The organism is Type-D symbiont of Plautia stali (genome assembly GCF_001485335.1).
Lineage (GTDB): Bacteria > Pseudomonadota > Gammaproteobacteria > Enterobacterales > Enterobacteriaceae > Pantoea > Pantoea vagans_C.
The window spans coordinates 12,369-31,569 of record NZ_BBOC01000036.1 but is presented as its reverse complement, the minus strand read 5'-3'; the positions used below and the strand labels follow the sequence as shown (position 1 = coordinate 31,569).

The 19,201-nt window shown below is 55.8% G+C and carries 14 protein-coding genes; 10 read left to right on the top strand and 4 right to left on the bottom strand.

Annotation, left to right across the window (positions count from 1 at the left end; translation table 11 throughout):
• Positions 1-6: 6 nt before the first annotated feature.
• The 6 genes from nirB to flhE all read left to right on the top strand — a co-directional run bounded on the left by nirB (position 7) and on the right by flhE (position 11,225).
• Positions 7-4,074: a nitrite reductase large subunit NirB gene (gene nirB / locus PSSD_RS13085; protein WP_072214978.1), complete on the top strand. Its 4,068-nt coding sequence runs from the start codon at positions 7-9 to the stop codon at positions 4,072-4,074.
• Positions 4,071-6,674 carry a nitrate reductase gene (locus PSSD_RS13080; RefSeq protein ID WP_058972527.1) on the top strand — a complete coding sequence of 868 codons (2,604 nt, stop codon included), beginning with the start codon at positions 4,071-4,073 and terminating at the stop codon, positions 6,672-6,674. Before nirB ends, PSSD_RS13080 begins: the two co-directional genes overlap by 4 nt.
• Positions 6,675-6,685: 11 nt before the next feature.
• A complete protein-coding gene (cobA, locus tag PSSD_RS13075; RefSeq protein ID WP_058972526.1) occupies positions 6,686-7,495 on the top strand; it encodes a uroporphyrinogen-III C-methyltransferase in 810 nt (269 codons plus the stop codon).
• Between the two features lie 87 nt (positions 7,496-7,582).
• The gene (gene flhB / locus PSSD_RS13070) at positions 7,583-8,734 is read left to right on the top strand and encodes a flagellar biosynthesis protein FlhB (protein WP_039335288.1); all 1,152 of its coding nucleotides are present in this window, start codon (positions 7,583-7,585) and stop codon (positions 8,732-8,734) included.
• The gene (gene flhA, locus PSSD_RS13065) at positions 8,727-10,814 is read left to right on the top strand and encodes a flagellar biosynthesis protein FlhA (RefSeq protein ID WP_039335289.1); all 2,088 of its coding nucleotides are present in this window, start codon (positions 8,727-8,729) and stop codon (positions 10,812-10,814) included. The genes flhB and flhA overlap by 8 nt, the downstream gene beginning before the upstream one ends.
• Positions 10,815-10,817: 3 nt before the next feature.
• A complete protein-coding gene (gene flhE, locus PSSD_RS13060) occupies positions 10,818-11,225 on the top strand; it encodes a flagellar protein FlhE (RefSeq protein ID WP_058972525.1) in 408 nt (135 codons plus the stop codon).
• A gap of 122 nt (positions 11,226-11,347) precedes the next feature.
• Here the strand turns inward: flhE and argS are convergent, their stop codons facing one another.
• Together argS and PSSD_RS28360 are read right to left on the bottom strand one after the other, a co-directional pair.
• On the bottom strand, positions 11,348-13,078 hold the full coding sequence (argS, locus tag PSSD_RS13055) for an arginine--tRNA ligase (RefSeq protein WP_058972524.1): 1,731 nt from the start codon (positions 13,076-13,078) through the stop codon (positions 11,348-11,350).
• Between the two features lie 168 nt (positions 13,079-13,246).
• On the bottom strand, positions 13,247-13,369 hold the full coding sequence (locus PSSD_RS28360; protein WP_007889544.1) for a hypothetical protein: 123 nt from the start codon (positions 13,367-13,369) through the stop codon (positions 13,247-13,249).
• Positions 13,370-13,682: 313 nt separating this feature from the next.
• On the opposite strand from PSSD_RS28360, the gene PSSD_RS13050 reads away from it, so the two are divergent.
• The gene (locus PSSD_RS13050) at positions 13,683-14,243 is read left to right on the top strand and encodes a VOC family protein (RefSeq protein WP_102136008.1); all 561 of its coding nucleotides are present in this window, start codon (positions 13,683-13,685) and stop codon (positions 14,241-14,243) included.
• Here the strand turns inward: PSSD_RS13050 and PSSD_RS13045 are convergent.
• The gene (locus tag PSSD_RS13045) at positions 14,240-15,379 is read right to left on the bottom strand and encodes a MalY/PatB family protein (RefSeq protein WP_058972523.1); all 1,140 of its coding nucleotides are present in this window, start codon (positions 15,377-15,379) and stop codon (positions 14,240-14,242) included. The genes PSSD_RS13050 and PSSD_RS13045 overlap by 4 nt on opposite strands.
• 85 nt (positions 15,380-15,464) lie before the next feature.
• Here PSSD_RS13045 and cutC point away from each other — a divergent pair, with 85 nt between their 5' ends.
• Positions 15,465-16,217 (top strand): copper homeostasis protein CutC, encoded by a 753-nt coding sequence (gene cutC / locus PSSD_RS13040; protein WP_039335297.1) that lies wholly within the window; start codon positions 15,465-15,467, stop codon positions 16,215-16,217.
• A 170-nt stretch (positions 16,218-16,387) separates the two neighbouring features.
• Positions 16,388-17,248, top strand: coding sequence for a hypothetical protein (locus tag PSSD_RS13035; protein WP_058972522.1), 861 nt, complete (start codon positions 16,388-16,390; stop codon positions 17,246-17,248).
• 59 nt (positions 17,249-17,307) lie between these two features.
• Here PSSD_RS13035 and PSSD_RS13030 read toward each other — a convergent pair whose 3' ends face one another.
• Positions 17,308-18,405: a glycerol dehydrogenase gene (locus tag PSSD_RS13030; protein WP_058972521.1), complete on the bottom strand. Its 1,098-nt coding sequence runs from the start codon at positions 18,403-18,405 to the stop codon at positions 17,308-17,310.
• Positions 18,406-18,580: 175 nt separating this feature from the next.
• Between PSSD_RS13030 and PSSD_RS13025 the strand changes: the two genes are divergently transcribed.
• Positions 18,581-19,201, top strand: a complete 621-nt coding sequence (locus PSSD_RS13025; protein ID WP_058972520.1) for a LysE family translocator — start codon at positions 18,581-18,583, stop codon at positions 19,199-19,201.

The window sequence follows — 19,201 nt, the reverse complement described above, 5'->3', positions numbered from 1 at the left end:
CAGGTCATGGTGCAGCAGCTGGTGGTGATTGGTAACGGGATGGCCGCGATGCGGATGGTGGAAACCCTTTTGCAGCGCGCACCGGGCCGTTATGCCATCACGGTCATTGGCCGTGAAGCCCAGGGCAATTACAACCGTGTGATGTTGTCTCCTGTGCTGTCAGGCGAGAAAGCCTTTCTGGATACGCTGATCCACGCGCCGGATTGGTACATCACCCATCAGGTGCAATTGTTGATGGGTGAAACAGCACTGCAGGTGGATCTCAAAGCACAAAGGGTCTTCACCGATCAACGCACGCTGCACTGGGACAAACTGGTGTTCGCCTGTGGTTCACGACCGCGTATGCCCGATCTGCCGGGAGTCGAACGCCCTCAGGTGCTGGGTTTCCGCACATTACGTGATGTCGAGACGATGTTGGCGCAACAAGGCCCGGTGGTGGTGCTGGGTGGGGGATTGATAGGTGTGGAAGCGGCGGCGGCACTGCGTCTGCGTGGGCGTGATGTCACGTTGCTGCACCATCGCCCTTGGCTGCTGGACCGTCAGTTGGATCAGCAGGCCGGCACGTTGTTGACGCAGCATCTGACCCAGCGAGGTATTCACTGCCACCTTGGCGTATCGCTACAGTCGATCCATAGCGATGCGGTCACCTTGACCGATGGCACACGTTTACCTGCACAGCAGGTGATCATGGCGATTGGCGTGCTGCCGGAAATGGCACTGGCGCAGCAGGCCGGTGTGCCGTGCCAGCGCGGCATTGTGGTCAATCGTCAGTTACAAACCGCCATCGATGACGTGTATGCACTGGGTGAATGTTGCGAAATCGAAGGTGAAACCTTTGGACTGGTCGCCCCCTGTCTGGCGCAGGCCGATGTGCTGACGGCACAACTCGCCGGTGAGCCGATGGCGGACTTTCACTATCAAGAGAGCGGTACGCGGCTAAAGGTCACCGGCATTGAGATGTTCAGTGCAGGCGATATTCGCGAAGGCGAATCCATCAGCAGTTTTGATCCTATCGACAATCACTATCAGCGCCTGTTTCTGCGTAACGGCGCGTTGCGCGGCGTATTGCTGTTTGGCGATACCCAACGTGCAGGCGCGCTGCTTAACCCACTTCAACAGGGTGAACGTGTGGATATCAATGCACTGTTCGGACTGGATAACCCCTTAACGCAGCCGTGTGCTGCAGGAAGCAATGTGATGAGCAAACCTCTTCTCGCCGTGGTGGGCCACGGTATGGTCAGCCACCATTTTCTGGAGCAGCTGGTGAGCCGCGAGTTGCACCAGCACTACCACATCGTGGTGTATGGCGATGAGCCTCAAATGGCGTATGACCGCGTTCATCTCACCGAGTATTTTGGCGGAAAAACGGCTGACGATCTCTCACTGGTGAGCGACAACTTCTTTGAGAAATACGGTATTGAGCTGCGCAGCGGCTGCGAAGTGCTGGCGATAGATACCGATAAGCGCAGCCTGCGCGATGCCAGCGGTGCGGAACTGGCCTGGGACAAACTGGTACTGGCGACGGGATCGATACCCTTTGTGCCGCCGGTGCCTGGACGTGAACATTCGCGCTGTTTTGTCTATCGCACACTCGCGGATTTGGATGCAATTGCTGCCTGTGCCGAACACGCCACCCGCGGCGTGGTGATTGGTGGGGGGCTGTTAGGTCTGGAAGCCGCGAACGCGCTGAAACAGCTCGGGTTAGAAACGCATGTCGTGGAGTTCGCCCCGCGCCTGATGGCGGTGCAACTCGATGATGGCGGCGCGCAGATGTTGCGCGGCAAGATCAGTGCACTCGGCGTGCAGGTGCACACCAGCAAACAGACGGAAGCCATTGAAAGCCTGCCCGATGGCAGCGTGCAGATGCGTTTTGCCGACGGCAGTGTGCTGCAGACCGATTTGATTGTGTTCTCCGCGGGGATTCGTCCTCGTGATACCCTGGCGAGCGCGGCGGGGATTCAACTTGGCGAGCGCGGCGGCATTGCGATCAACGATGGCTGTGAAACCAACGTAGCCGGAGTTTATGCCATCGGCGAGTGCGCGCTCTGGCAGGGGCAAATTTTCGGTCTGGTGGCACCGGGCTATCAAATGGCGCGTGTACTGGCCGCGCAGTTGGCCCAGGAGGAACTGGCGTTCAGCGGTGCGGACATGAGCACCAAACTCAAGCTGCTCGGCGTCGAAGTCGCCTCTTTTGGGGATGCGCACGGTCGCACGGTCGACAGCCAAAGCTACCAATGGACAGACAACCCGAAAGGCATCTATAAAAAACTGGTGGTGTGCAAAGAGAGCAAAACCCTGCTCGGCGGTGTGCTGGTGGGCGATAGCGGCGACTACAGCAGCCTGTTGCAGATGATGTTGAATAAAATGCCGTTGCCCAGTGAACCGGAAAGCTTGATTTTGCCACAGCTGGCAGGTTCACCCTCCAAAGCCCTTGGCGTGGCAGCATTACCTGAAAGCGCGCAAATCTGCTCCTGCCACAATGTCAGCAAAGGGGATATCTGCGTTGCGGTGCAGAGTGGCTGTGGCGATATGGCAGCGATCAAAAGCTGTACCAAAGCGGCCACCGGCTGCGGCGGCTGTAGCGCTTTGGTTAAGCAGGTGATGGAACTGGAGTTGGCGAACCAGGGCGTGGAGGTAAAGAAAGATATTTGCGAACACTTCGCCTATTCACGTCAGGAGCTGTATCACCTGATCCGCGTCGACCATATCACCACCTTTGAACAACTGATCCAGCAGCATGGCCGTGGACATGGCTGCGAAGTATGCAAACCCCTGGCCGGGTCGTTGTTGGCATCCTGCTGGAACGAATACCTGCTTAAACCGCAGCACCTGCCGTTGCAGGATACCAACGACCGCTACTTTGCCAATATCCAAAAGGATGGCACCTATTCTGTGGTGCCGCGTGTGCCAGCCGGTGAGATTACTCCGCAAGGTTTGATTGCCATCGGGGAGGTGGCCGCACGCTACGACCTCTACACCAAGATTACCGGCGGCCAGCGCATCGATCTGTTTGGCGCACGCCTTGAACAGTTGCCGGATATCTGGGAAACCCTGATTGCTGCAGGCTTCGAGACCGGTCACGCTTACGGTAAATCGTTGCGTACGGTGAAGTCTTGCGTGGGTTCGACCTGGTGTCGCTATGGTGTTCAGGACTCCACCGCCTTCGCCATTGCGCTGGAGAATCGATACAAAGGGCTGCGCGCGCCGCACAAAATCAAAATGGCGGTATCGGGATGCACCCGTGAGTGCGCGGAAGCACAGAGCAAAGACATAGGCGTGATTGCCACCGATAAGGGCTGGAATCTGTATGTGTGCGGCAACGGCGGCATGAAACCGCGCCACGCAGACCTGTTTGCCAGCGATCTCGATGATGAAACCTTGCTGCGTTACGTCGATCGTATACTGATGTTCTACGTGCGCACGGCCGATCGTCTGCAACGCACCAGTGTGTGGATGGATAACATGGAAGGCGGTTTGGACTACCTGCGTCGAGTGGTGATTGAGGATGTGCTGGGTATCGGCGAGAGGCTGGAGCAGGAGATGCAGTTAGTGGTGGATCGCTACCAGTGTGAATGGCTCAGCACGCTGCAAGATCCTTCCCGCCGCGCATTGTTTACCCCCACGCTCAACAGCGAGGAAGCGGATGAAACCCTGAACTATGTGCGGGTGCGCGATCAGCGCCAGCCTGCATCAATGGACATCATTCCAGTGACAACATTGCCTGACGAACCCTGGAGCGCGATTTGTGATGTGACAGCGATTCCGGCATCCGCGGGTATCGGCGCTCGGCTGGGTGGCCAGCGCGTGGCACTGTTCCGCATGGGCGAAACCATTTACGCACTGGAGGATATCGAACCGGGCACACAGGCGAGCGTGCTGTCACGCGGCATTCTTGGCGATGTGGCGGGTGAACCGGTGGTGATCTCGCCCCTCTACAAACAGCGTGTTCGTCTTCGGGATGGACAAAGCCTCGATAACGCTGAACATCAACTGCGCTGCTGGCCGGTGCGGATTGATGGCGGCAAAGTGTGGCTAGGGCATCAGCCAATGCTGGCGCTCGCGGCGGCATCATGAAAACCACCTGTCCTTACTGTGGCGTGGGTTGTGGTGTCGAGGTCAGCGCGCCGGATCAACCTGTCAGCGGCGATCGCCAGCATCCCGCCAACTTTGGCCGCCTGTGTGTGAAAGGGTCTGCGCTGGGCGAAACCTTGTCTCATGAAGGGCGTCTGCTGTGGCCACAGATCAATGGTGAGCGTGTCAGCATGTCGGTGGCACTGGATCATGTAGCGGCAAGAATGCAGCAGGTCATCGATCAACATGGCCCACAGGCCGTGGCATTTTATGGCTCGGGCCAGTTGCTGACCGAGGATTACTACACCGCCAACAAGTTGATGAAAGGCTTTATTGGGGCGGCCAATATCGATACCAATTCACGGCTGTGCATGGCGTCCGCCGTGGTCGGTTACAAGCGCGCGTTGGGTGCGGATGCGGTGCCATGCTGCTATGAAGATATCGAACAGGCCGATGTCGTGGTGCTGGTCGGCTCGAACGCGGCATGGGCGCACCCGGTAGCGTGGCAGCGACTGGTGCAGGCGAAAACCGATCGCCCCGAGATGAAACTGGTGGTGATCGATCCCCGCCGCACGGCCAGTTGTGATATCGCGGACCTGCATCTCGCCTTGCAACCAGGGTCGGACAGCGCGCTGTTTGCCGGGCTGCTCAACTGGCTGAGCGACCATGATGCCGTCGATGCCGCCATGTTGCCGCATCTGGCGAACGTTGAAGCGACGCTGGCAGCCTGCAAAGTGTGGGATCTGGCGACGGTGGCAGAAGCCTGCCAGCTTAGCGAACAGGAAATCACCAATTTCTGGCAGCTATTTGCATCGCAACCACGCGTATTGACGCTGTGGTGCATGGGCATTAATCAGTCGCAAACTGGCAGTGACAACAACAACGCCATTATCAATGCGCATCTGTTAAGCGGCAAAATTGGCTATGCCGGCGCAGGACCGTTTTCGTTGACCGGGCAGCCGAATGCCATGGGCGGCCGGGAAGTGGGTGGACTGGCTAATCAACTGGCGGCGCACATGGGATTCAGTGAGGAGGAGGTGGACCGGGTCAGCCGCTTCTGGAACAGCCCACGCGTGGCCCGTCAGCCAGGGTTAACGGCGGTCAATCTGTTTAAGGCGATTGATCGTGGTGAAGTGAAAGCGGTGTGGATCATGGGCACCAATCCCGCGGTCTCGATGCCAGAAGGTAATCGTATCGCTCAGGCGTTAGCCCGATGCGAACTGGTGGTGGTGTCGGAGGTGAGCGCCCATAGCGATACCGCGGATTTAGCGCATGTGCTGCTCCCCGCGCAAGGCTGGGGCGAGAAGAATGGCACGGTAACGAATTCCGAACGTCGTATTTCACGCCAGCGATGTTTTATCGAACCGGCAGGCGAAGCGAAACCTGACTGGTGGTTGCTGGCGCAGGTGGCGCAGCGGTTGGGATTCGGCGCGGCCTTTGCCTGGCAGCACCCCTGCGAGATTTTTGCTGAGCATGCCGCGCTGTCTGGCTTCGAGAATGGTGGTCGCCGTGCTTTTGATATCAGCGCGCTGGCAACTATCACCCGGGAACAATATGACCAGCTGACGCCGGTGCAGTGGCCAATCAATGCGCGAAGGCCTGAAGGCACGGCGCGGATGTTTGCCGATCGGCGCTTCTTCCATGGAGATGGTAAAGCGCGCTTGCTGCCACCCGCCATCCCCATCAAAACCCAGACCTGTAACGATTACCCCTTGTTAATGAACACTGGTCGTATTCGCGACCAGTGGCACACCATGACCCGCACCGGCAATGTTCCGCGATTGATGCAGCATTACGATGAGCCCTTTGTGTCACTGCATCCGCACGACGCGGCAGCGCATGGCTTAAGTCAGGGGGATCTGACGCGTGTACAGTCTGCGCTGGGCTGGTGGAGCGGTCGTGTGGTGATCGACAGCGGATTAACGCGTGGTCAGCTGTTTATTCCCATGCACTGGACGCGCCAGTTTAGCGCTCAGGCCAACGTAGATGGCTTAGTGGCGGCCAACTGCTGTCCCGATTCTGGCCAACCTGCTCTGAAACAAACCGCCGTGCGTCTGCAGCCGTTGCGTCCTGCATGGCAGGGGTGGCTGTTCATGCCAGCGGTGATGGCACCTCAACAACTGCTGTACTGGTCTCGCGCGCCTCAAGAGGGGGTACAGCGTTATGTCGTGGCAGGCAACGGTAAGGCATCGGATTGGCTGATGCAGCAACCGGGCATGCGGGATGTGCAGTGGCAACAAGCACAGTCGGGTCAACAGCGGCATATGCTGGGCTGGCGTAACGGCAACCTGGTATGTGCCTTTTATGCGGCCCCTTGGTTGCCGGAAATCGATCATGGATTTGTTGCTCGCGCCTTTACGCACACACCGAATTCACCTCAGCAGCGCCATACCCTGTTGGGCGGGCGTCCAGCACAAGGTGAAAATCCAGGCCGGACTATTTGCAGCTGCTTCGGTGTCGGCGACGTAGCGATTCGACGGGCGATTGAGCAGGGCTGCGATTCCACGGCCGCACTTGGCGCAATGCTGAAATGTGGCACCAATTGTGGCTCCTGTATTCCAGAGTTAAAAAATTTACTGACAACCCTGCGCGTCGCGCAGTAAAGGGGCATGTGATGACACAGGCGATAAGCTCTCTTGATAAGTTGCTCAATCCGCAGGGAAGCGAAACTGTTCAGGGCTGTGTCTGGTTGGTGGGGGCAGGGCCGGGGGATGTCGAGTTGCTGACGCTTAAAGCGCTACGGTTAATCAAATCTGCTGATGTGGTGGTATTTGACCGGCTGGTCAGCGATGAGATTATGGCCGAAGTCCCACACAGTACGCTGGCTATTGATGTCGGTAAAAAGCCGGGCAGCCATGGGCTGAAGCAGGCGCAGATCAATCAGTTGCTGGCAGATTTAGCCGCGAGTGGTCGCTTGGTGGTGAGGCTGAAGGGAGGCGATCCCTTTATCTTCGGACGCGGTGGCGAAGAGATGTTGTTTCTCCAGCAAGCGGGTATTACCTGTCAGGTTGTGCCAGGGATTACCGCTGCAGCAGGCTGTGCTGCGGCCAGCGGCATTCCACTTACCCATCGCGACTGCGCGCAATCGCTGCGGTTAATCACCGGGCATGGCAGGAGCGGCGAACCTCAACTGGAAGACGCCAGTTTAGCCGCCAGCAATCAGACCTTAGTGTTCTACATGGGGCTGAAGTGGAGCGCCAGCATCAGCGCACAACTGCTGGCACAGGGCCGCGCTGCCGATACGCCAGTGGCAATCATCGAAAATGGCACGCGCATCGATCAACGTGTGATGGTGACAACGCTGGCGGACTTGTCGGCAACCATTGTCCGCGAACAGGCACAATCTCCGGCACTGCTGTTGGTGGGAGAGGTGGTGCGGTTTTATCGCGAGCACTGCAGCGCAATTTCACTTATGGCCCAATAAACTCGCATTTCTCCCTCTTAATCCACGCTTTAGCCACGGCGGGTTTTGGCATCCTATGCTCAGAATTCCTGCCAGCTGAGGTATGTCGTGGCTGAAGAGAGCGACGAGGACAAAACAGAATCGCCCACGGCGCACCGACTAGAAAAGGCGCGCGAAGAGGGACAGATTCCGCGATCGCGCGAGTTAACATCGGTGTTGATGTTGCTGGCGGGCTTGCTGATCCTGTGGCTGGGTGGCACCCATATGGCGGAGCAGCTGGCCAGTATGCTGGCCACCGGGTTTCGTTTTGACCACGCCATGGTCACCGATGACAAAATGATCATCGCGCACATCAGCAACCTGATTGGTCAGGCAGTGATGGCTTTGCTGCCTTTGATGGCGGGCTTGGTGATTGTCGCGATTGCAGCACCGATGCTACTCGGCGGCATCAACATCAGTGGCAAATCTATCAAGCTGGATTTCAATAAGCTCAATCCTCTTAGCGGATTGAAACGCATGGTCTCCTCGCAAACCTGGGCCGAGCTGTTAAAGGCGATTTTGAAAGCAGTATTGGTGGGGCTGGTGGCAGGCTGGTACATCTGGTCACACTGGCAAGAGATGCTGCGCTTGATCAGTGAATCCCCGGTCAACGCGCTGCACCACGGTTTAAGCATGATGGCCATCAGCTGCGCGCTGATCATGCTGGGCCTGGTTCCGATGGTGGGTTTCGACGTGTTCTGGCAGCTCTACAGCCACTTCAAAAAGTTGAAAATGTCGCGTCAGGAAATCCGAGACGAACATAAGCAGAACGAAGGTGACCCGCACGTGAAAGGGCGTATTCGTCAGGCGATGCGTGCAGCCGCGCGACGTCGCATGATGGCGGATGTGCCGAAAGCGGATGTGATTGTTACCAACCCAACGCACTACTCGGTGGCGCTGCAGTATCAGGAAGGCAAGATGAGCGCGCCTAAGGTGATTGCCAAAGGGGCCGGTGATATTGCCCTGAAAATACGTGAGCTGGCAAAAGAGCACCGCGTCCCGATCCTTGAAGCACCGCCGTTGGCACGTGCGCTCTATCGACACACAGAGATTGGTCAGTTCATCCCCGGCGCGCTCTATGCTGCGGTGGCGGAGGTGCTGGCGTGGGTATGGCAACTGCGGCGCTGGAAGCGTGAAGGCGGCCTGATCCCAACCAAACCAAAACAGCTGCCGGTTCCGGCAGACATGGACTTTGCAGGAGAGAACAGAAACGATGGCTAATCTGGCCGAAAAGCTGCGTTTACCGGGCAATTTTAAAGACACGCAGTGGCAGGTGCTGGCAGGGCCGGTGTTGATCATGCTGATCCTGTCGATGATGGTGCTGCCGTTACCGGCATTCATTCTCGACCTGTTGTTCACCTTTAACATTGCCCTGTCGATCATGGTGCTGCTGGTGGCGATGTTTACGCAGCGCACGCTGGATTTCGCCGCGTTTCCCACCATTCTGCTGTTCTCCACCTTACTGCGCCTGGCGCTGAACGTGGCGTCAACGCGTATCATCCTGCTGGATGGTCACACCGGTGCTGACGCAGCGGGCCGCGTGGTAGAGGCCTTTGGTCACTTCCTGGTAGGCGGTAACTTTGCCATCGGTATCGTGGTGTTCATCATCCTCGTTATCATCAACTTTATGGTTATCACCAAGGGTGCCGGACGTATCGCCGAAGTAGGCGCCCGTTTCGTGCTCGACGGGATGCCAGGTAAGCAGATGGCGATCGATGCTGACCTGAACGCCGGTTTGATCGGTGAAGAAGAGGCTAAGCGTCGTCGTTCGGAAGTGACGCAGGAAGCTGACTTCTACGGCTCGATGGACGGTGCGAGTAAATTTGTTCGTGGTGATGCCATCGCCGGAATTTTGATCATGGTGATCAACGTCATCGGCGGTCTGTTGGTGGGCGTGGTGCAACACGGTATGGACCTCGGTCACGCAGGTGAAACTTATACCCTGTTGACCATCGGTGACGGCTTAGTGGCACAGATCCCGGCGCTGGTGATCTCCACCGCTGCGGGTGTCATTGTGACGCGCGTCAGCACCGATCAGGATGTTGGCGAGCAGATGGTTACCCAGTTGTTCAACAATCCTCGGGTATTGATGCTGAGTGGCGGGGTTATCGGTTTGCTCGGCCTGGTACCGGGAATGCCGAACTTTGTCTTCCTGCTGTTTACTGCGGCACTGCTGGGTCTTGCCTGGTGGCTGCGTGGACGTGAGATGAAGCCGAAGAAAGCGCCTGAAACCTCAAGCCTGGTGAAAACCCAGGAGACGCCAGCCACAGTGGAAGCGTCATGGACCGATGTCCAGTTGGAAGATTCATTGGGTCTCGAAGTGGGTTACCGCCTGATCCCGATGGTCGATCACCTGCAAAATGGTGAACTGCTGGGGCGCATCCGCAGTATTCGTAAAAAAGTGGCGCAAGAGGTGGGATTCCTGCCGCCGGTGGTGCATATCCGCGACAACATGGAGCTGCCCCCTGCGCGATATCGCATCCTGATGAAAGGGGTGGAAATTGGCAGTGGTGATGCTTATCCGGGGCGTTGGATGGCCATTAACCCGGGCACCGCAGCAGGTTCGTTGCCGGGTGAACCGACCGTCGATCCAGCCTTTGGTCTGGCGGCTATCTGGATCGACAGCGCACTGAAAGAGCAGGCACAGATTCAGGGCTTTACCGTGGTAGAGGCCAGTACCGTGGTGGCGACTCACCTGAACCACCTGATTGGTCAGTATGCCAGCGAGTTGTTTGGTCGTCAGGAAGCTCAACAGCTGTTGGATCGCGTCACGCAGGAGATGCCAAAGCTGACAGAAGATCTGGTGCCGGGCGTGATTACCCTGACCACGCTGCACAAGGTATTGCAGAACCTGTTGATCGAACGCGTTTCGATTCGCGATATGCGTACCATTATCGAAACGCTGGCAGAGCATGCTCCGGTGCAAACCGACCCGCAGGAGCTGACCAGTGTGGTACGTGTCGCCCTGGGCCGCGCGATTACTCAGCAATGGTTCCCTGGCAACGGCGAAGTTCAGGTGATTGGTCTCGACGCCACTTTAGAACGTCTGCTCCTGCAAGCATTGCAGGGCGGTGGTGGTCTGGAACCGGGCCTGGCAGACCGCTTGCTGGTACAAGCACAGGGTGCATTGCAGCAGCAGGAGATGACCGGTGCACCGCCGGTGCTGCTGGTTAACCATCCGCTGCGTGCGCTGCTGGCGCGCTTCCTGCGCCGTAATCTGCCGCAGCTGGTGGTGCTGTCGAATATGGAACTGACCGATAATCGTCAAATCCGTATGACCGCCACCATCGGAGGTAAGTAATCCATGCGTCGCTGGTGTTGGACATTAATGATGTTACCGATGGTGGCGCTGCCACTGTATGCCGATGCCGCTACGGGTGCATGGAGCGACAGCGCCAGTGGTCCGAGTATTGGCGTGCGCGGTAACTGGCTAATGACGCCGGCTTTGAAGGCACCCTCTGCTGCACCGGGCACTATTACAGTCGTGAACTGGCGTTATCAGCTCAGCCGTCCCGCGCCTTCCGGGATGATCGTGCGGTTGTGTACCACACAGCGTTGCGTGGAGATTGAGGGCGGTAGCGGCAGTACGCGTGGTTTAGCAAACATCTCAGCTGAGGAAACCTTGCATTTGGCGTTTGGTTTTCAGGGGAAGGGCGCGTTGCCCCCGGGCTTGCGGGTGATAAGCAGTGAAGTGACGGTGAATTACAGGTAGGTTTAGTGCGCATAAATGCGCACCCTACGAAAAGACGTATCCGTTCTTGTAGGGGCGCCATTTATGGCGACCGAATGGCGCATCACAGGTTAGCGTTGCGCCATTCGTATAGCGGGTGGTTCTTACATACGCTCGACGGTTTTAATCCCCAGCGTATCCAGACCTTGCTTCAGCGTCTTAGCCGTCAGCGCGGCCAGCTGCAGACGGCTGTTACGCACTTGTTCATCCTCGGCAGAGAGAATCGGGCAGTGTTCGTAGAAGCCGGAGAACAGGCCAGCCAGATCGTACAGGTAAGCACACATCACGTGCGGCGTCCCATCGCGAGCGACCTGAGTAATCACTTCTTCAAACTGCAGCAGACGGGTAGCCAGTTGCGCTTCACGATCTTCGGTTAACACGATGTCGCCACTCAGTGTCTCAGCGTCGATACCGGCTTTACGGAACACGGAAAGCACGCGGGTGTAGGCATACTGCATGTAAGGCGCGGTGTTGCCCTCAAACGCCAGCATGTTGTCCCAGTCGAAGATGTAATCAGTGGTGCGGCTTTTTGACAGATCGGCATATTTCACTGCGCCAATACCGACCACTTCCGCCAGATCTTTCAGCTCTTGCGCTGACATCTCTGGGTTCTTCTCACTCACCAACGCGTGCGCACGCTCTACCGCTTCATCCAGCAAGTCGGCCAGCTTGATGGTGCCGCCACTGCGGGTTTTAAACGGACGACCATCTTTGCCTAGCATCATGCCAAACGCGTGGTGCTCAAGTGGCACCGACTCTGGCACATAACCGGCTTTACGCACGATGGTCCAGGCCTGTTGCAAGTGTTGATGTTGGCGTGAGTCGATGTAGTAGAGCACGCGGTCAGCATGCAGGGTTTCATAGCGATACTTGGCGCAGGCAATGTCTGTGGTAGTGTAGAGATAGCCGCCATCCTTTTTCTGGATGATCACGCCCATCGGTTCGCCTTCCTTGTTTTTAAACTCATCAAGGAATACCACGGTTGCGCCTTCGCTGGTCACCGCCAAACCTTTTTCACGCAGGTCACTGACGATGCCCGGCAGCATGTCGTTGTACAGGCTTTCACCCATCACGTCTTTGCGGGTCAGCGTCACGTTCAGGCGGTCATAGACTTCCTGATTCTGACTCATGGTGATATCGACCAGCTTCTTCCACATGCTGCGGCAGTACTCGTCGCCGCCTTGCAGCTTCACCACGTATCCACGAGCACGTTCGGCGAAGGCCTCATCGGCGTCATAGGTCACTTTGGCTTCGCGGTAAAATTCTTCGAGATCAGCCAGGGCGATATCTTCATGATGTTCGTTTTGCTGCTTTTCCAGATACGCAATCAGCATACCGAACTGGGTACCCCAGTCACCGACGTGGTTAGCGCGGATCACCTTGTGACCCAGGAACTCCAGCGTACGCACCGCTGCGTCACCAATGATGGTTGAGCGGACATGACCAACGTGCATTTGCTTAGCCACATTAGGTGCCGAGTAGTCAATCACGATGGTTTGCGGTTCGAGACTGCTCAAACCCAGGCGCGGCAATTGTAGTGCCTGCGCGGCTTGCGCCGCCAGCCATTGGCGATCGAGGAAAATATTGATGAAGCCGGGGCCGGCGATTTCGACTTTGCTGGCGATGCCGGCGAGATCCAGATGCTGAATCACCTGTTCAGCCAGCTGGCGCGGTGCCTGACCGAGCTTTTTCGCCACAGCCATGATACCGTTCGCCTGATAATCGCCGAACTGCACTTTCGCGGACTGACGAACCTGGGGTTCGCAATCAGCAGGTGCACCCGCCGCTACCATTGCCTGACCGACTTTATCGGAAAGAAGAGCCTGAATATTCACCGCGTTACCTTCATATGCTGAAAAGGCCCACCACGTGCGGTGAGCCGATGCCTTCATCCCGCAACGACACGGCGGGACGGAAAAATAAGAGGGGAAGTATACGTGAAATGTTAAGGTGCGTCAGCTTTTCGCATGCACAAGGGCGGGCAACATCAGCCCGCGCGCCGATTAACGGCGGCGCGGGTGACGACGAGGATTTTTAACGCTTTTGTCTTCACGCACCTTCCAGTGGCGGGAAATTGCAAATCCCATCAATGCAATCAGGACCGCGACAACAATGAGCATAGACATAGAGCCATTCCTTGAAGTTGTGAAACACAAATTTATAAGAAAGGGTATCAAGCTGCAATTGTTTGCAACTGAAATAAGAGTTATCTCATTGTATTAATTATCGTTAATATTAACAGGAAGTTAAGCCACTTTCATAAAGTAACTTCTGGACCTGTTTGGGCGATTAATCCTAATCGAGTGGGCTATTAATGCGGTTTTAGGCCATTTACGTAGTGAAATCGGAGGAATCCGACGATTTTGTCAAGCGTAATCTTTGGCGGCCCCATTTTATAATTGATTAAAATAACTGAACTAATATCGACGTTTTAGGAGTATTAAGATGATTTTCCCTTCGGAACTGAGTGATTTAGAACAAGACTTAATGCGTTTTGAACAGGCGTTACAGCAATTTTCAGCGCGATTAGGGCTCGAACTCACGCAACACGAAGCCGATCACCTTGCGGTGCGTTGTCACCAGTTTGCGACAGCCGAGCGCTGGAAGGCGGGATTACTGCAAATCGGTAGCCAGTTTTCAGAGGCGATGATCAATGGTCGCCCAATCTGTTTATTCAAATTACATCAACCTTTGACGCTGGCGGGATGGCAAATCGATGTCATTGAATTACCCTGGCCGGGTGAGAAACTTTATCGCCACGAAGGTTGGGAGCATGTGGAGATCGTCTTGCGCGGAGAACCCGAAACCTTGGGTATGCGCGCGATGGCGTTGCTGTCCGATGATGCGCTGACGCAACCCGGCATTTCGTTCAAAACCAGCGCGCCGAAAGGTGACAATGAACGTTTACCCAATCCGACACTGGCAGTGACGGATGGGCAAACCACCATTAAATTTCACCCGTGGCGACTGGAAGAGATCGTCGCCAGTGAGCAAAATTAACGACGTGCGTTCAGCGCCTGCTGTAAACGCGCGACCGCTTGTTCCAGCAGCGCACGCGTGCAGCCAAAGTTGAAGCGTACGAAGTGGTCATCGCCAAAATCGCGACCGGGTGAAAAGCCCAGGCCGTGTTTTTCGAAGTAGAGCGCAGGGCTGGCAACATTTAACTGGCTGGCATCAATCCAGCCAAGATAGGTTGCTTCGGGTGTGCTCATGGTGAGCTCGGGCGTGGCATTGATTTCGCTCACCAGCCAGTCGCGATTGGCGCGCAGATAGTGGATTTGTGCATTAAGCCACTCATCGCCCTCACGCCATGCCGCCTCAGCCGCCACCAGAGCAAGAATATCTACCCCTGGCACAATCCCCTCACGTACCTGTTTAAAGCGTTTACGCAACTCCGGGTTAGGGATTATCGCCATTGAGGTACCCAGTCCGGCGATATTGAAGGTTTTTGACGGTGAGATTAGCGTGATGCTGCGCTGAGCCGCATCCTCGCTTAAGGCGGCGAACGGAATGTGCTGTGCGTCGGGCGAGAGGATCAAATCGCAGTGGATTTCGTCAGAGCAGACGATGAGGTCATGTTGTTGGGCAAACACCAGCTGTGCCTCCAGTTCATCCCGGCGATATACGGTGCCGCCTGGATTTTGCGGATTACACAGCATCAGCAGTCGTTCATCGCCTTGCAAAGCGGCAGCATCGAGGTCCATGACCCAGCGCCCACTCAATAACCGCATCGGCAAATTAATTTGCTCGCGGTTGGCCAGCTTTGATGCCGCGCGAAACGGGGGGTAGATGGGCGTGGGGGCCACCGTACGCTGCCCAGTTTCCGTAAATGCGCGGACCGAAAGGTTAAGACCGCTGACCACGCCGGGTAGCATAACAATCCAATCCGGTTGAATATGCCAGTTGTAGCGCTGTGCTAAACGTGAAACGGTGATATCAATCAAACCACTTGGCGTGGCACCGTAGCCGAAAACACCATGATCGGCGCGCTTTTTAATGGCCTCAATAATGCACGGCGGTGAGCGAAAATCGGTATCGGCGACCCATAAAGGCAGTACATCGCGATCGCCATATTTGTGCCATTTCAAACTATCGCTGTGACGACGGTCTATCCATTGATCAAAATCGAATGCCATAGTGAGGTTTCCACGTAAACTATCCCACTAAGCAGACTAACTGAAGCCATCCTCCCGAGCCAGAAGTCATGAAAAGGAGCAAGGTATGACGAAACTGGAAATTTGTTGCTACGGCATCGACTGTGCAATGACTGCACAGCAGTCCGGTGCCGATCGCGTGGAGCTGTGTAGCGCACCACGTGAAGGCGGGTTGACGCCGTCGGCTGGCGTGCTGGAAGCCGCACAACGTGAACTGACGATACCGGTTCACCCGATTGTTCGCCCACGTGGCGGCGATTTTTGTTACACCACGCAGGAGTTTGAGGTGATGAAATCCGATGTTGCGCTGATGCGTGAACTCGGATTTCCCGGTGTGGTGATTGGCATGCTGGATGAAGATGCGCATGTTGATATCGCGCGTATGCGACAAATTATGGCGCTGTGTGACGGTATGGCGGTGACGTTCCACCGTGCTTTTGATTTGTGCCACAGCCCAAAAAAATCGTTAGAAGTGCTGGCTGATTTAGGCATTGCCCGGATCTTGACCTCCGGTCAGCAGCAAAGCGCCGAGACAGGAATTGCATTATTGCGGGAACTAAATGAACTGAGTACGGGTCCAATTATTATGGCCGGTGCGGGCGTCCGTTTAAGCAATTTGCAGAAGTTTATCGATAGTGGTCTGCAGGAAGTCCACAGCTCCGCCAGCCGTTTAGTCGCTTCACCGATGCGCTACCGTAAAGCCGGTGTCTCAATGTGCTCCGAAGCGGAAACTGATGAATTTAGTCGAACTTGTGTCGATGGCGATGTGGTTGAAGCGATGAAAAGCATGATGGAAATGACCGCTGTTCGTGTCGCCTGATTAAAAAACCGTTTTTGCCGCGCAGCACGCCATACCCAGGACGTGATGTTTGCAAGTACCAAACCCCAGAGCTTCTTGCTGGGGTTCTTTTTATCTGTCGTTCGGCCGTTGATAGCGCGTTACGCAAAAAGATGCTTTGATTAGTTCATGGCTGCTACGGATAAATCCTCATGAAATCCTTCTCTTGTGCTGTTTTAGTGCTGCTGTTTCCTGTATCCGGCGTTGCGCTGGCGGCGAGTACGGCCTGTCCGCCATTCAGCAAAAACATCACCAGCAGCAATAACTGGATCATGCTGGGCGGTGATGCCAAAGGCGCGGTGCGTCAGGTGGTGGCAGGTGAGTTCGGCAAAGACGTTGATTCGCAAAAAAGGGTGCTGGGACAGTTTGACCAGTGTGGGGATTTAATGGTGGCAGACATTACCTACGATAAAAACGAAGGCAATGTGGTGCTGACCATGGAGCAGCACATTGCCCGCGTGCAGCGTGGTTGGGTCGCAGAATATGCCTATCTGGTGAAAGTGATCAAAGCCGGAAAAGAGGAAGTGGTGGATAACCGTCAGGGCACCATCAGTTGGCAAATGGGGCAGCATGGCAACATTGTCAGTTCTTCAGATAAATTCACCAGCATGGGTAAAGACGGTTTTAGCGATACTACCTACCGTTATGACAAACATTTCCGGCTGGAGAAAAGCGTGGCGCGGGGCAGTGATGCGTCCACTAATGGTGAAAACACCTGGCACTGGAATCCGCAAGGGCTGGTGACGTCATCCTCCAGCGCGCGCAGCAAAGATACTTACAGCTACGATAACCAATGGCGTGAAATGCGGCTCAATGGCTTATCCACTACGCCGGTGAGTACCTTGCACTCGGTTGACGAATGCCAACTGTGGGACGAAGTAGGTAATTGCACGCTGAGTTACCTGCATGAAACCGAAGTGTTTGCCAAGGGCACCATCGAGCGCCATTTGAGTTCGGCTTACAAGTATCAGTATTGGGATCGACCACCGGCAATGGCGGATGACGGGGACTGATGCAGAGATGGCGCCGCTACGGCGTATACACTCTGTAGCGGCGCGATCATCGCGCGATGTTATTGCACGGTTTGACTAAATGCATCCACCGCCACAATTGCGTTGGCAATATCTTCGGCTGACAGGTTTGGATTGAGGTTTTTCAGGGTATCGCCCTCACTGTTCGCCAACGCCCCAACACGCACCAGATTCTCCCAGGATTCATTCTCCAGGTGCAGCTCCTTCAGCGTGGTCGGCATCTTGATCGCGCGATAGAAGCGAATGTAACGCGCAATCTCTTCGTCAGGGCGCTGTTCCAGTACCATCTGCGTCAGCGTGCCGTATGCCACTTTCTCGCCATGGGTCAGATGATGGATATCGCCATCAATGGCGGTAAACCCATTGTGAATCGCATGGGCACCGGCCAGACCGGCGTTTTCAAAACCTAAACCAGAGAGCAGGGTGTTCGCTTCCACTACGGCTTCTACCGCTGGCGTGACGCGCTTTTCGCTCACTGCGGTGTAGGCGCTGAATCCCCACGTCAGCAGCGTCTCTTCGCAGGCACGTGCAATGGCAGTCCCGGCGATAGTCGGATCACCATTCACCATCGACTTGGCATGAGAGCGCAGCACCGCTTGTGCTTCCACCCAGGTTGCCAGACCATCTGCAATGCCAGATGCAAACAGGCGGGCAGGCGCAGATGCGCAGACTGCGGTATCAACTAACACCAGGTCAGGGTTTTTACTGTAAAAACGATAGCTTTCAAACACACCACTGTCCGAGTAGATCACCGACAACGCGCTGCAAGGCGCATCGGTTGAGGCCACGGTGGGTACAATCGCAACAGGCTGTTTCAGCTCATCGGCAATCGCTTTGACGGTATCCAGGGTTTTACCGCCGCCAAGGCCGACCACCACATTGCTGCCCTGTGATTTTGCCAGCTGCGTTAAGCGGTTGATCTCATTGCTGGAGGCTTCACCGTTAAACGGCTGGCGGCTGAATTCAATCCCTGCCGCCTGCAACGTTTTCTGCGTGCGCTCACCAATCAAATTCCAGACGATATCGTCAGCCACCAGAAACGCATGCTGCCCGAGTTCAGCAACATAGGTTCCCAACTCATCCAGTACACCGGCACCCTGAACATACTTACGCGGAGAAGAAAAAATGAATTTACTCATAGCGACAACTCCTTGATGTGAGAAAAGCAGTTGCTGCTAAGGTGACACAGTTAGATGACGAAGATTTAACCATAACTGGCAAGTTGAGAATTATTATCAATTACTGACGGAAGGTAATTATCGTCAATATGTTACGTGAGCGTTAAGATAGCGGCGCACAAACAAGGAGCAGGCCATGACACTGATTTTATCTTTTCTGTTTGCGATCACTATTCTGACTCTGACACCGGGTTTTGACACCGCGCTGGTGCTGCGTTCTGCCGCCGCCCAGGGTGGGAAACGTGCTTCTGCGACGGCTTTTGGCGTAACACTGGGTTGTCTGGTGTGGGGCGTGGCGGTGGGCTTAGGTTTAGGCGCGCTGCTGCTGGCATCTGAAATGGCCTATAACCTGCTGAAGTGGGTCGGCGCAGCTTATTTGCTCTACCTCGGGGTCAAACTGCTGCTTAATCCGCGTACCCAGGCGGAAGAGGGTCAGGGTGTACAGACAAAAGCGCAAAGCTATGTCGCCTGCTTCTCTCGTGGATTATTCGGTAACCTGCTGAATCCGAAAGTCGGCGTATTTTATGTCACCTTCCTGCCGCAGTTCATTCCGGCCGGTGCGTCAGTGCCGCTGTGGTGTACCTTGATGGCGTTGACGCATATGGCAATTGGCCTGGTGTGGAATGCGGTGCTGATCGGCGGCAGCCAGTATTTTGCTGCGCATTTGCGCCGTCCGGCGGTATTGAAAGTGATGGATCGTTTGACCGGCTGCGTGTTTATCGGTTTCGCCGCGAAGCTGGCGCTGTCGCGGCGATAA

Coding starts and splice junctions, on each gene's coding strand:
- nirB (WP_072214978.1), top strand. CDS start 7: ATGGTGCAGCAGCTGGTGGTGATTGGTAACGGGATGGCCGCGATGCGG.
- PSSD_RS13080 (WP_058972527.1), top strand. CDS start 4,071: ATGAAAACCACCTGTCCTTACTGTGGCGTGGGTTGTGGTGTCGAGGTC.
- cobA (WP_058972526.1), top strand. CDS start 6,686: ATGACACAGGCGATAAGCTCTCTTGATAAGTTGCTCAATCCGCAGGGA.
- flhA (WP_039335289.1), top strand. CDS start 8,727: ATGGCTAATCTGGCCGAAAAGCTGCGTTTACCGGGCAATTTTAAAGAC.
- flhE (WP_058972525.1), top strand. CDS start 10,818: ATGCGTCGCTGGTGTTGGACATTAATGATGTTACCGATGGTGGCGCTG.
- PSSD_RS28360 (WP_007889544.1), bottom strand. CDS start 13,369: ATGTCTATGCTCATTGTTGTCGCGGTCCTGATTGCATTGATGGGATTT.
- PSSD_RS13045 (WP_058972523.1), bottom strand. CDS start 15,379: ATGGCATTCGATTTTGATCAATGGATAGACCGTCGTCACAGCGATAGT.
- cutC (WP_039335297.1), top strand. CDS start 15,465: ATGACGAAACTGGAAATTTGTTGCTACGGCATCGACTGTGCAATGACT.
- PSSD_RS13035 (WP_058972522.1), top strand. CDS start 16,388: ATGAAATCCTTCTCTTGTGCTGTTTTAGTGCTGCTGTTTCCTGTATCC.
- PSSD_RS13030 (WP_058972521.1), bottom strand. CDS start 18,405: ATGAGTAAATTCATTTTTTCTTCTCCGCGTAAGTATGTTCAGGGTGCC.
- PSSD_RS13025 (WP_058972520.1), top strand. CDS start 18,581: ATGACACTGATTTTATCTTTTCTGTTTGCGATCACTATTCTGACTCTG.